Below are 12,785 nucleotides of genomic sequence, written 5' to 3'. Positions count from 1 at the left end.
CCTCAAGGTGAAACCTTTGGAGGTCAACCAGCAGGCGGTCAGAAAAAAGCTCGACGTAGTGCTCTGTTGCTTTGGCAAGGAACTGCTCGAAAGCCGTGTTCAGATACCTCGCAAGGTCGCGGGCAAGCGCTTCGTCGTGGCTGAGCGACCACCGGATTTGCGCAGGCAATTTCGGGTTGGCCGCGAAATGCTTCGGGAATGTGAGGTAGTACTGGAAGCCAGTGTTGGCTTGATAGACCAGGTGGGGGACACCCGTTTTGCTTTGGCGCTTGGACATGATGGCATACCTTTTGGATTCACAGACGGACTGTGAGTAATCCAATGCCATCAAATCTGGCCTGAAACCCGCGTTCTAGACGGGTTTCAGTGTTGAATTGGTGGAGCCGGGGGCTTTATAACTACTGTTGTAAGATGTTGATTCAAAAGAATATTTATATAGGTTTATTGATAAGTGCCCCCTGAAATGCCCCCTTTGGAAACTCCCGACGAATGGTCGATAAGGAGTTGAACTGGCGTCCTTTGCGATGGTTTTGCCTGTCGACCTGAGGGCATCAGATGAGGATGCGGCGTGACATCTTGAATTATACGCGTGCTTGTGGTTTTATCAGCCGGAGGCCTTATGCAGAGACCTGCCACCCGCTATAGCGAACCCTTGTAGGGACTGCAATCTTTCTATTCATACGTTGACTCTGTGCTGCTAGCAGCCTTGTCGGTATTCGCGGGTGATGCCTCTCCGGCTGCGTAAGCACGAAGGGTTTCGTATGAGCAGCTATACCTCTCGCCTACAGCGCCATCTCAAGAATCACGCCAAGCAGCTCCGCTCTGTTGCCGATACCAGGCACAGCGAAGCTTTGGACATCGCTGCGGCCGACTTCGGATTCTCTGGCTGGAAGCAAGCCACCGCCCATATGGCCATGGCTGAAATTCGGATACGAGACGCGCAAGCGTCGTTTGCCAGCGAGGTTACTCGCCTGGCTGCAGAACTGCGTGTATTACCTGGCTATCCGTACCGGCTAGAAGATCGCACCGGTGTGAGATTTGAACCGGCTGACAAGCATCAAACCGAAGCAGTAGCCAAGCGCTTGGTGTTGCTCCAGCTGTTCGAGGACATTCATGCACCCAAGGGGCTCTGCCATTCAGTTAGTGCTCGGCTCTGGTTCCGTGCGCCGATGCTGTTCGATGACGCCGCTGAGATCTGCCAGGGTGCTCCTTGGAATATCAGACGCCTTTCGCACGCACTGATGAATGAGCCCAAAGCTTCTGAAAATGCGTGGCTACATGTCCAGCCATCAACCCCAGAAGCCGCGCGCATTACGATTATCGAGTACCTGCACGCATTGCATTCAATATCTGTGATCCGTTCGTTGAATGGGTCTCCTGAGGAAGTTGCTGGGCACCCAGGATTCAAAGAGTTTGCCGGTTTTGCATTGAATGCCCTGCTGGCCGGTAAGGAGTCTAAAGAGGCTCTCCTCGGGTTGCTGGATCACGCGGGACTCAGCGGTTGGGTACAGGCAACCTCTAGTCTCATCGATCCCAAACGATTGTATTGGGCCGGCCGTCAGGATTCGGAGAACCTGCAACCCAATGAAGGCGTATCGATGGTGATTGGATCCGCCTTACACCCAAGCCTACGCAGGCCGCTGAACTCGCTCTCACACGAAAAGCATGAAGAAATTTCTCATGCTTTGGCGCGTGTCGGCAAGCTTGTCCAAGGGAAACCAGGCTTGGAGCGCAACCTCAGCGAGATCCGTGAAACCCTTGCTGGCTGGATGGCTTTAGAGATTGGTGGCCAGGAAAGGGCTGGCAAGTGCTATTTCGGGATGTCCCGCACTTATCGAGCAGTGCCATTCCTTGCTCCGGCAGAAGAGAGAGTTGTTCGCACCGCCATTCAGGGTATCCGAGACTGCATTGAAGCAGGCTACGAACATTGCACGCCACGATCGAGGTTGCTGAGCCAGATCCATCTGCTGCAACAGAAGTTCGACCGTTGGATGGAGAAAACTGAAGGTCACTGGCAGAAGACCACTTACAAGCTACCGATGGACTCCATTGGCCTAGTGGCCACCGACCCTAAGCACGAACTTTCATTCGACTCTGAGTCTGTCTGGGAACAGACAGCGATCATGGGGGGCAGCTGGGAAGCCGATTTAGTCGCTGCGGTCCGGCCCCTCCTATTCAAGTCGTGGCAGGAGGAAGAAGAGGGCATGGGGTATGAGTTCAATGCAGCAGACCCAGATAGCGAGCAGTCAATTCTTGAGCATCTGCATGATCTTGTTTTCTACCGCTACACGGGCGCAGCGCTGACGCGTTCGCAGTATGAGAAAGAGGTGCGCAACGCTTTCTACTTCGAACCTGAGCATGTCTGGTTCAAACAACGAAAGATCAGATGAACTGAGCGTTGGGGGGAACGTTATTACCTGTGGGTAGCAGTCGGGTCATCTGCTTGGGTTTCTTTCGAGATAGCGCACCATGGGCTCATCTAGGGCGATCTCAGCTGAGGTGCGGTATGAGGCACTCGATGGTTCCATGTCACAACTGTGGCAAAGCGATGGTTCCGAGAACGACATATAGCCGTGGTTTCTGGGGCTATTCGCCTTCGTCGAATCATTGCCCCTTTTGCCTGAGTGAGAACTGGCATGGAGCAAATCCAGGATTAGGGGCTCGGTTGTTTGCGTTGGTTGGCCTGGTTCTAGGTGTTCTGGCCTGTGTGTTGATGGGAGCGTTTCTATTCAAAGTGCAGTGGTGGCTGGGCGTTGAAGGGCAATGGCCTTTATTGAGCCTAACCACATGCGCGGTGTCAGTTCTTGCGGGGTATCGCTTCTACAACTGGTTTGTAGACTTCTGAATAATCACTCCCGCTCAGAACGCTAGGTAGGAACCGGCCAAAAGAAGTCCTCGATTACTTGCGTAGGTTTGCTGGACTGCAATTTATGCTCTAGCGGGCCGGTATCCCTCTTCATATATCTATATCTGGCGACTGCTCAACTGATGTTGCGAGGAAAGGACGCTCGTAGATGACGTAGAAGATCGCTCGGTAGCACTGCAGGTAGCTTCGCGGTGCCTTTATTGGACAGCTGGATGGCAACGGTTTTGTTAAAGTCCGAAAATTTTACTTGGACTTTTTCTAGTACATGTTTGCGGCCGGCCAGAAGAACATCGGTAGCATCGCGTACATCTTTTACCCCTTTGAGCAAAATTTTCCCTGTCACCCCTTCATCTATTTCGACACCGGAGACTTGGAGCGAGTCGACGGTGACTGTCTGATCTACCGCGTCCTGCAGAGCCGAGACCCACTCGATCAGGTTTACCGAAGGAGGCGTCACTACCAGGTTGAAATTGCAGGCTTCAAGTAAGCGGCTGATCAGTTCCTTGAGGCTGCGCTGGTAATTTCTGAGCTCAATGTGGGGAGGGGAGTCGAAAAGCGTGAACTCCGTTGTCCGGTACCCTATTCGATCAAGCACTTCTTCACTCCCAAAGGGGGTCGATATCACCTCCTGATAACTGTACTTTTCGATGTAACGCCCCTCGATGAAGTCATCCCTGATTCGTTCGATAGCGAAGCCATCCATGCTCTCCTCCGTGAATGGCATGTCCATGAGCTTCTTCCCTACTGATCGAATCGATGAAGGCCATTGGGCATTCAGCCATCTCACCCTGTTCATGCTAGCTCTCCTTGCGTATCACCAGCTGCTTGAGCTTGCACTCTGAGTTCCTTGATTACCTTCGCAGCGGTTTCTTCAATGATGCCCAGATAGATTTCTTTGTCGCCGGCGGTGACCGGCCGGATCGTCTTGGTGTATTCGAGTTCTACCAGCCGGTAAGCACCTCGGACGAAGTACTTGAAACCTTTCCCTTGCATCGGTTCCTCAAACGCTGCCTCAAATTCAACCATTGGTTGTGGTGCCTTGTGCAGTACGGAGCGCCAGATAATCGAGGTGATGAAGAAACCCTTCTTGGTCAGGCTCTGGTACTCCTCGGACGCTAGTAGCGTCTCGCCCTTTCTCGCTGTTCCAATAGGGTGTTCAGATCATGATAGTCATGAGGGAGGAGAGAGATGGCGCTGACCAAGTCATCCCGGCTGTCTTTGGCGGAGTAGAAAATCCCCCTGTCCTTTGCCAGTTCAAGCAGAACCTTTTCGTTGATTTTCTGCTTGGCCGACATCAACGCGTCGTGAATTTCCTTGTCCGTCGCACAGTACTGAAGCGCATTTTTGATCATTGGCGGGACAGCTCCAGCTCACAGAAGGTGGTGCGTACGTGTTCAAGTTTGCCGAAGTCAATGGCATCCAGAATCTGCCGGAGATCGTCCCCGCCTTGATAGTCAGTTACGTACTGGTCTTTTGCCTTGGCGAAATTAGCAGAAGCGTTTTGGTGTGGGTCAACCAGGCGGATCGTGACTTCTGTTTCGGCCTTGATTACTTGGTAGTGCATCAGGTACTCAATGAGGTAAAGAAACTCATCGGTCGTGATTCCTCGCTTACGCATGAAGATCACGAAGCCTTGCTTGCTCCCCTTTTTGGGGTTTACGTAGGACAAAATGATCCAAGGCGCGGTCAGCATATCTAGCGTTGCAGCTTTGGCATGTTCGAGCTGGACGTTCTTCTTGCGAACCAGATGGGGATAGTAGAACTTGCAGTAATCCCGTTCTGGCAGTAGACCGATGCCGCCGCGCAAGTGGATGATCTCGTGGTGAACGTTGTTCAGCCAGTAAATATCCTCAGGGCCCATCACAACGATCTTGGAGCCCTTCGGGATGTCCAAGTCGTCACATTTCACCTTTTCAAGGATCTTGGCGAAGTCCTTGTCATACTCGTTATCATGGTTGTAGACGAAAAGAAGTCCCTGGATGTTCGCTGACACATCCGGGTGGATGTAGGTGTCGCTAAACTTCTGGCTGATCTCGGCGCACCGCAGGCTCATGGCTAGGCTCTCGATTGCCTCCCGGATGGCCTGGGTTTTGATGGTGCCCTTCGCGTAGCTCTTGAGGTCGCAGTTCACGTAGGTGCGAGACTGCGAATACGGCTCGTCATACCAGAAGACGACATCGGAGGGGTGGGTCTTCGCCTCGTGCGCCTCTTGGTGCTCGCACGGCCAGTTGATGTTGGTGTGCTCCATGCGCCCCCAGAGAAACTCGTTGAAAATTCCTTTCGATAGCTTCTCCGCCATCTTCGCGATGTTTATCGTCTCGGCCATGATTCCTTGGGCTCTCTAATGTTTGTGTAAAAGCGGTGCTGGCACCGTGATGGCACTTATAATAGCTCAGTGGCGACGATGGATAGGCCGATTACAAAATGATTACCTGTCCGCCGTTGGTACTAGGTGTTCGTGCAAAATGACTCCAAACACTCGGGGACTTGATGAGTATCTTTGTTGGACGGCTAACGCCGCAGACCCGCTTGCGAATCTGGGCTCAGCATGCCCCCGTCATTGAGCAGCACATGCGCGCTGCTGCCGAAGAGGCACGACACGACTATTTTGAGTATCTATACGTGCACCGTGACGATAGTCGACGGACGATCCAGCTGTTTGCCGGTACCCACCCGATATCGACTAACGACGACGGCAGTCCCCTGGCAGAAGGCGGTGCGGCGCTCGTGTTGTCACAGGACACCAGATTTGGCCACGTTGCGGCGTTAATCTACCCCTACGAAACGTGCCGGCGCACAGAGAAGCCGATTTTCTGGGGCTTCTTCGATAGTCCGGCTGATGCAACCGCCGATAAATGGCTTGATCGTGCGGTGCACGACTTCGCTCGCTGCTGCCGCGCATCCAGCGTTGTAGATCAGACGGTTTATCACTCTGACCGGTTCCGAATGCGGTGGCTCAAGTTTCGAAGCAGAATACTGTGTCTGCGTAACCGACTTCCCGGCGGCATGAAGCTGATCAGCGCTAAGCCGTCGTGGGGCAGGAGGATCATGGCCGGCGTTGCTGTGAGCGTCACCGTGTTAACTGCCTGGCTTAATCTTCCAAGCATGCTGGCGACGTTGTCTGGCTACAGCGTGCCTGGATTATGGGCTTTGCTGCATCAGAATCCTCCAGTTGGTAGCGCACCTCCATCTGGATCACAAGCGTCAGTCTCTGCTGCATCTTCGCTAGCAAACAGTCCCTTGAAAGAAATATCTACTCAGACAGAGCCGGCTACTGCGACGGTGGCGAAAGGTGTCGAGATGCCCGTTATTTCCGGCTGGTACACGTTCTGCCCTACCGTGGCTGACCAAGCTAGCCCGAAACTTCTGGATTTCCTCTATGACGTGCGAGCGAATGCCGGCAAAGTGGCGTTTTTCGACGTGCAGGTGGACATCGAGTGCGTTTTGGGCCGGCAGCCGGACTATGAGGCGGCGTTCAACAGGCTCGAAGATGCGGGCGAGGTACTCTACCTCTTCCGCGTTCCGCTAGTAATGAACGGCGATTCTGTCACTCCCCGGCAATGGGTTAGCGGCAAGCGCGATCCCTCCGTTCTGCGTACCATGTACAGCGACAATGGTTCAGCGATAGCAATACACAATGGGAACGACAGTCGTAATCCCCTGTCACGTTTTCAGCCCCATGTTGAGGGAAGCAACGACATCCTCTTTGGGCCCTATGCGATAAAGGAAAGCTCTGACGACGATGCCATCACGTTCGATCTGAACGCTTCTTTTCTTGACAGCGCCGCTCTGCAGCAGGCGACCACTATCGCGGAAGAACTCCGTGGCACCCGTGCGCCGTCTACGACTTTGCATTCGCCGGCCGGGCAAGGCGGGTCATAACCGTATTTTTGTTCCGCGCAACTGCCATTCTGTTTGTGGTTGGGAATGTTTGCGTACCAACAGCGCAATGTTCGAAGCGCGAGCGTTAAAGATCCGACTGGGGCGGAAGCCGCGGATCAGAAGGTTCAGCCTTTCGTAACTCTCTGCCTATCATCACTTTGGCATTCGTTGATTCTGGTCAACTGCGAGCCAGGGGCATCCGTCGTCGTCTGTTGTGCAACCTTTGCACTTAATGTTGCTTTACGCCTGCAATGTCGTGATTTGCCGCCCATCTAACGCGCGCCAGAGCGGCAGCGTTATATTACCAACCCCGCCTCCATATATTTCTGACAGAAAAACCGCCTGAAAGCGAATTTCTGATGCCGGGTGAGATGCCAACATTTGGGCTCTAGAAGCAGTTGGAACCGTGGCCATGAGCAGAGAACCGCAAGCGATAGTCGCCTTGCTGGATCAGCAATATGAGCAGTTGTTGGTGGACGCGAGACGCCAGGCTGCAGGTTATGTGGATGTCCATGAAGCTGTACAAAAAGACCGGGGTCAAATCTGTCGTGGCTGCCGTGTCAATCAAGAAAACGAGCCCGAATCTCTTTGTCTCTGATCTCGGATTTTAAGCACTGTGGTGGTTGAGCAGTTGGCGTGTCGTGCTGTTGCCCTGATCCCCAGTCCGGCGGCAAGTAGCTCACTAACGCGAGCGTGAAGGGCCACGTCAACCGGACGGCCCTGGTACTTCCCTTGGTTCTTAGCTTTTTCGATTCCTTGAGCCTGCCGGGCGCGTCGCTGTTCATAATCCTTGCGGGCAATGGCGGCCATCATGTCGAGCATCATGTTGTTGATTGCTCCGAGCATACGGGCGGTGAACTCATCGCCTGTAGTGTCGCGCATTCCTTGGTGACTAGTTGGAAGATCGAGAGCCACGATTCGCAGTCCCTTCCTGTCGATGGCTGCTTTGAGCTTCGCCCAGTCATCAGCCGGCAGGCGGGACAGTCGATCAATGCTTTCCACCAGCAGAACGTCTCCGGTGCGGGAGTCAGCAAATAAACGCAGCAACTCGGGACGATCAGCTTGGGTCCCCGATGCGTTCTCGGTGTAGTGTGCGGCTATGACCTTGCTGTGGTCAGTGGCGAACTGTTCCAGAGCGGAACGGGCGCGAGAGGCATCCTGTTCGGCGGTACTGGCTCGAAGGTATGCACGGACGAACATGCTTGATCCTCTAGGCGTGCTGTTCCAATTTGGGTGTTTCAGATTAATCGTTTCATTTTGGGTGCTACTTATCTCGTGATAAGAATGCGCTGTTGTGGAGTCGCCTGTATCAGCTGAGGCATACCCAAAAATGCTGTCCCACACGGGCTTACCTAAAGTTTTCATCTCGACTGCTGACTTTGAGTTTTTAGCCGATAGGGGCGCTCAAGGCGACGGTGTGCCGATAAAATTACGGTGGCTTCGGTGGGTCATCCGAGCCGCTACGCTCATTCTTTTTATCCAAACGCCACGCCACCACCAAGCCAATCAGTGCTGTTGTTCCCAGTACCAATAGGCTCGAGCCGATGGCTATCAGGAGCATGTGATAGCGGTCTTCCATAACGATTCCTATTAGTCAGTAATGTGTGAGCGACGGACCGTTGCCACAGTGGAGGCCTGACGGCAACGCGACGTCCATATTTCAATATCTAACCCCAACTTCAGCGCGAGCCCGTTGCCGTAGTGGCGGTCACACGACGGCACCACCATCGGTCTGCTGCTGTGCAAAAGCAAGAACAAGGTCGTGGCCGAATACGCACTACGCGACAACGCTCGCCCCATAGGCGTAGCCGAATATCAACTGGTGGAATCTCTTCCACCCGAGCTGCAGACCAGCCTACCCAGCATTGAACAGATTGAGCGTGAGCTGGCAGGCGACGGCGCATCCATGGAAGAAGACTCACAATGACCGAACAGACCCACAACCCAACCAACAGCTACACAGTGCCCTCGGTATCCATCACCACGGCGCACACAGGCGCCTCCAGCAAGGCCAATGAGTTGGGCATGCGTACCATGCAGGAACGCGCCTACGCCAAGCGCGGCGAAAAGTACTTGCTGATCAAATCGCCCCCAGCATCCGGTAAGTCACGCGCACTGATGTTTATCGCGCTGGACAAGCTGCACAACCAGGATTTGCAACAAGCCATCGTGGTGGTGCCTGAGCGCTCCATTGGCGGCAGCTTCGCCGATGAGCCGCTGACTCAGCACGGCTTCTATTGGGACTGGCAGGTGGCGCCACAGTGGAACCTGTGCAACGCCCCAGGCATTGACGAACCGCGCGTGGCCAAATCCAAGGTGGAAGCCGTGCGCGCCTTCCTGGAAAGTACCGACAAGACGCTGGTCTGCACCCATGCCACCTTCCGCTTTGCCGTGGAAGAGTTGGGCATCGAAGCCTTCGACAACCGCCTGATTGCCATCGACGAGTTCCACCACGTTTCCGCCAACCCAGACAACAAACTGGGCAGCCAACTGAGCGCATTTATCAACCGCGACAAGGTGCACCTGGTTGCCATGACCGGCTCCTACTTCCGTGGCGACAGCGAGGCCGTGCTGGCCCCCTCGGAAGAGAACAAATTTGAAACAGTGACGTACACCTACTACGAGCAGCTCAACGGCTACCGCTGGCTCAAGTCCCTGGATATTGGCTACTTCTTCTACACTGGGAAGTACGTGGATGCGGTCGCCAAGGTGCTGGACCCGGCGCTGAAGACCATTGTCCACATTCCAAACGTAAATGCCCGCGAAAGCCTCAAGGACAAGGAACGCGAGGTTAACGAGATCATGAGCGCGCTCGGCGAGTGGCAGGGTGTCGACCCGACAACCGGCTTCCACCTGATCAAAGCCAAAGACGGCCGTACGCTGAAAGTGGCCGACCTGGTGGATGACAGCGACCCAATCAGACGCTCCAAAGTGCTCGGCGCACTGAAAGACCCGGCGCAGAAGAACAACCGCGACAACGTGGATGTGATCATCGCGCTGGGCATGGCGAAGGAAGGCTTTGACTGGATCTGGTGCGAACATGCGCTGACCATCGGTTACCGTTCGAGTCTGACTGAAATCGTACAAATCATTGGCCGTGCCACACGTGACGCTGAAGGTAAGGAGCGCTCGCGCTTCACCAACCTGATCGCTGAGCCAATGGCTGACCAAGCTGCTGTAGCTGAAGCGGTAAACGATATGCTCAAGGCCATTTCCGCCAGCCTGCTGATGGAACAGGTGTTGGCCCCGCGCTATGAGTTCACCCCGAAAGATACTGGGCCGAAAGAAGGTTTCAATTACGGGCCGGAGGGGTATCAAGCGGGTGGCACCAACCTGGGCGTGAATGAAACAACAGGCCAGTTCCATGTCGAGATCAACGGCCTAACCACACCACAGAGCACAGAAGCCACGCGCATCTGCAAAGAAGACTTGAACGAAGTAGTGACCAGCTTCCTGCAAGACAAAACCGTCCTGGAGCGCGGGCTATTCGACAAGGAAAACACCTTGCCGGAAGAGCTGACCCAAATGCGCATGGGCAAGATCGTGCGCGAGCGTTACCCCGACTTGAGCGACGTTGACCAGGAAGCCATCCGCCAGCATGCCATCGCCGCCATGAACATTACCCAGCAGGCCAAACTGGCTCTAGCGCAAGTTGATGCTAGCGGTAGCGACAACGTGCAGGGCAGCACGGCGCTGCTAGATGGCGTACGTAAGTTCGTAAACGTGCGCGAACTGGATATTGACCTGATCGACCGCATCAACCCATTCGACGCGGCCTATGCAGTACTGGCGAAGGCGATGGATGAAAAGTCTCTGCGCCAGGTGCAGGCCAGCATTGCGGCCAAGAAGGTGAGCATCCCCGAAGATGAGGCGCGAGAGCTGGCCAGGCGTGCTCTGCAGTTCAAAAACGAACGCGGCCGCCTACCCGACATCAACTCCGCCGATGCCTGGGAAAAACGCCTGGCTGAAGGCGTAGCCGCATTGGCACGCTACCGTGCCCAAGCCAAAGCGGCGCAGGGGGAATCCGCCAATGGCTGAGATGAACGATGACGACCTGCTGGATGCGCTGGGGGTAGAAGTCCCAACGCTCAAGACAGCCACTCGAACTCCTCGCGAAGAGCGCATCATCGCCGGCTTCGAGGATATTCAGCGCTTCTATCAAACTCACGGGCGCGCCCCACTGCATGGCGAAGACCGCGACATCTTCGAGCGCTTGTATGCCGTGCGCCTGGATCAACTGCGCAAGCTGCCGGAGGCACACACCTTACTGACCGGCCTGGATAGTCACGGCCTACTGTCAGGTGCTGCGGTCGCCACAGTAAATGTGGATGACCTAGATGAGGACGCCTTGCTGGCTGAGCTGGGCATCGGCGGTGAGTCCGTTGATCAGGACGACATCACCGTTCTGCGGCATGTGCGATCCAGCGCGGCAATCAAGGCGGCAGAAGAAATTGCCGCTCGGAACCCATGTAAAGACTTCGAGAAATTCAAGCCGCTTTTTGATGAAGTGGAAATAGGCCTCAAGCAAAAACGCTGGGTGACCAAGCCTTTTGGCAAGAATGCCAGTATTGAAGCGGGAGACTTCTTCATTCTGAGCGGGCTCATTGCCTACGTCGCCGAAGTCGGAGAAACCTACAAAACGCCGAATGCGGAGACCAATGGGCGTTTACGCGTTATCTACTCCAATGAGACGGAAAGCGATCTGTTACTGCGGTCCCTACAGCGGGCGCTCTACAAAGACAGTGAGGGGCGCGCCGGATCTCGGCTTATTAAGGTGGATTCCGGCCCGCTGTTCAGCGACATAGCTGAGCCTGACGACATAGAGAGCGGCATTATCTACGTGCTGCGCAGCCAGTCCAACCACCCCTTCGTAGCCGAACACCGCGAGCTGATCCACAAGATCGGCGTAACCGGCGGCCGAGTGGAAACCCGCATCGCAGGCGCAGACAAAGACGCCACCTATCTGCTGGCGGATGTGGAGGTGGTCGCGACATACAAACTGCACAACCTGAACCGCACCAGGCTTGAAAACATCTTCCACCGCCTGTTCGGTGCGGCGCAGCTGGACTTGACCATCGAAGACCGTTTCGGTCACCCGGTTAAACCAAAGGAGTGGTTCTTGGTGCCCCTACATGTGATCGACGAGGCGGTTGAACGCATTCGGGATGGGTCGATTACCGATTTTGCATATGACCCGCAAACGGCTCGTCTACTGAAATGTTGCTGACGCACCGTGGTGGTATACGCTTCGCGACACAGTAAAACCAAAAATTCGCTACCCTCTAATATCTGTAAGGAATGGGGTCTTATTTTTTTGTGATGATAGAAGCCTTACGGAGCCACAACACCATACGAAGAGTGAGAGCTTAACGCGGCTGCCCCCCCCGGGAGTACTGAGTTACAGGCTCTCCCAAAACCGTGGAAATCGCCGCGACTTTTCATATACAGGGAAAATTTCTTTTCGCCTTTGAATTTCCATTTTCTAACACAGCGAAAAGTAAGAGTGGAAAGTCGCTGAAACCCACAGCGTTACTGGGTTACCCGCTGCTGAGAGGTCTTGGAGGACATATCGTGGGGGTTGGCCCAATTATCTGCGTGGTCGTTGCGGTACCCGGCACGTATTGCATCAGCAATTGGCATTGGGACGGAGCGACGTTGCCGTTTGGATGTTTAAGCTGGGCATCCACCGCCGTGAGGTAAAAGCTCAACTGGCCCAGATGCTCGGGCTTGAACTTTCCGGCCTTGAGCTCGATCACCACGTAGCAGCGCAGCTTGAGGTGATAGAACAGCAGGTCGATGAAAAACTCGTCACCGCCCACATCCAACAGCACCTGTTGGCCGACGAAGGCAAAGCCGGCGCCCAACTCCAGCAGGAACTCGGTGACATGCCTCACTAAGGCGTTTTCGATCTCACGCTCCTGTGCTTCATCGGTCAGGCCGAGGAAGTCGAATCGGTAAGGATCTTTCAGCGACTCGCGGGCCAGGTCGGACTGCGGTTTGGGCAGGTGGTTTTCGAAGTTGCTGACTGCCTTGCCAC

General features: G+C 54.7%; 11 protein-coding genes and 2 pseudogenes. 5 read left to right on the top strand and 8 right to left on the bottom strand.

Going from position 1 to position 12,785, the window contains the following annotated elements:
- Positions 1-277: pseudogene (locus HZR81_RS22545) on the bottom strand (recombinase XerD); the annotation flags it as partial.
- A gap of 484 nt (positions 278-761) precedes the next feature.
- Here HZR81_RS22545 and HZR81_RS22540 point away from each other — a divergent pair.
- Entirely contained in the window at positions 762-2,390 is a 1,629-nt protein-coding gene (locus HZR81_RS22540; protein WP_500129314.1) for a DUF5623 domain-containing protein, read from the top strand.
- Positions 2,391-2,981: 591 nt separating this feature from the next.
- Here HZR81_RS22540 and HZR81_RS22535 read toward each other — a convergent pair.
- The 4 genes from HZR81_RS22535 to HZR81_RS22520 form a co-directional block, all read right to left on the bottom strand.
- Complete coding sequence (locus HZR81_RS22535) at positions 2,982-3,596, bottom strand: hypothetical protein (protein WP_500129313.1); 615 nt, start codon at positions 3,594-3,596, stop codon at positions 2,982-2,984.
- A 62-nt stretch (positions 3,597-3,658) separates the two neighbouring features.
- A complete protein-coding gene (locus HZR81_RS22530) occupies positions 3,659-3,892 on the bottom strand; it encodes a hypothetical protein (RefSeq protein ID WP_500129312.1) in 234 nt (77 codons plus the stop codon).
- Positions 3,893-3,981: 89 nt separating this feature from the next.
- The gene (locus HZR81_RS22525) at positions 3,982-4,218 is read right to left on the bottom strand and encodes a hypothetical protein (RefSeq protein ID WP_500129311.1); all 237 of its coding nucleotides are present in this window, start codon (positions 4,216-4,218) and stop codon (positions 3,982-3,984) included.
- Positions 4,215-5,192 (bottom strand): PD-(D/E)XK nuclease domain-containing protein, encoded by a 978-nt coding sequence (locus HZR81_RS22520; RefSeq protein ID WP_500129310.1) that lies wholly within the window; start codon positions 5,190-5,192, stop codon positions 4,215-4,217. Before HZR81_RS22520 ends, HZR81_RS22525 begins: the two co-directional genes overlap by 4 nt.
- A gap of 164 nt (positions 5,193-5,356) precedes the next feature.
- On the opposite strand from HZR81_RS22520, the gene HZR81_RS22515 reads away from it, so the two are divergent.
- Positions 5,357-6,748, top strand: a complete 1,392-nt coding sequence (locus tag HZR81_RS22515) for a hypothetical protein (protein ID WP_500129309.1) — start codon at positions 5,357-5,359, stop codon at positions 6,746-6,748.
- Positions 6,749-7,312: 564 nt separating this feature from the next.
- Here HZR81_RS22515 and HZR81_RS22510 read toward each other — a convergent pair.
- Together HZR81_RS22510 and HZR81_RS22505 are read right to left on the bottom strand one after the other, a co-directional pair.
- A complete protein-coding gene (locus tag HZR81_RS22510) occupies positions 7,313-7,948 on the bottom strand; it encodes a recombinase family protein (RefSeq protein ID WP_500129308.1) in 636 nt (211 codons plus the stop codon).
- Positions 7,949-8,177: 229 nt separating this feature from the next.
- A complete protein-coding gene (locus HZR81_RS22505) occupies positions 8,178-8,327 on the bottom strand; it encodes a hypothetical protein (protein WP_500129307.1) in 150 nt (49 codons plus the stop codon).
- A 135-nt stretch (positions 8,328-8,462) separates the two neighbouring features.
- Between HZR81_RS22505 and HZR81_RS22500 the strand changes: the two are divergent.
- From HZR81_RS22500 to HZR81_RS22490, 3 genes and pseudogenes are all read left to right on the top strand, one after another.
- Positions 8,463-8,675: pseudogene (locus HZR81_RS22500) on the top strand (PDDEXK nuclease domain-containing protein); the annotation flags it as partial.
- The gene (locus HZR81_RS22495) at positions 8,672-10,786 is read left to right on the top strand and encodes a DEAD/DEAH box helicase (RefSeq protein WP_500129306.1); all 2,115 of its coding nucleotides are present in this window, start codon (positions 8,672-8,674) and stop codon (positions 10,784-10,786) included. The pseudogene HZR81_RS22500 and the gene HZR81_RS22495, both read left to right, overlap by 4 nt.
- Positions 10,779-11,975 (top strand): GIY-YIG nuclease family protein, encoded by a 1,197-nt coding sequence (locus HZR81_RS22490; protein ID WP_004367244.1) that lies wholly within the window; start codon positions 10,779-10,781, stop codon positions 11,973-11,975. The genes HZR81_RS22495 and HZR81_RS22490 overlap by 8 nt, the downstream gene beginning before the upstream one ends.
- Positions 11,976-12,285: 310 nt before the next feature.
- On the opposite strand, the gene HZR81_RS22485 is transcribed toward HZR81_RS22490, so the two are convergent.
- A partial coding sequence (locus tag HZR81_RS22485; RefSeq protein ID WP_500129305.1) for a PDDEXK nuclease domain-containing protein occupies positions 12,286-12,785 on the bottom strand: 500 nt, incomplete at its 5' end.

This window comes from Pseudomonas sp. LM13, from assembly GCF_041381355.1.
Taxonomy (GTDB): Bacteria; Pseudomonadota; Gammaproteobacteria; order Pseudomonadales; family Pseudomonadaceae; genus Stutzerimonas; species Stutzerimonas frequens.
This window is presented reverse-complemented; position numbering and strand designations above follow the sequence as displayed.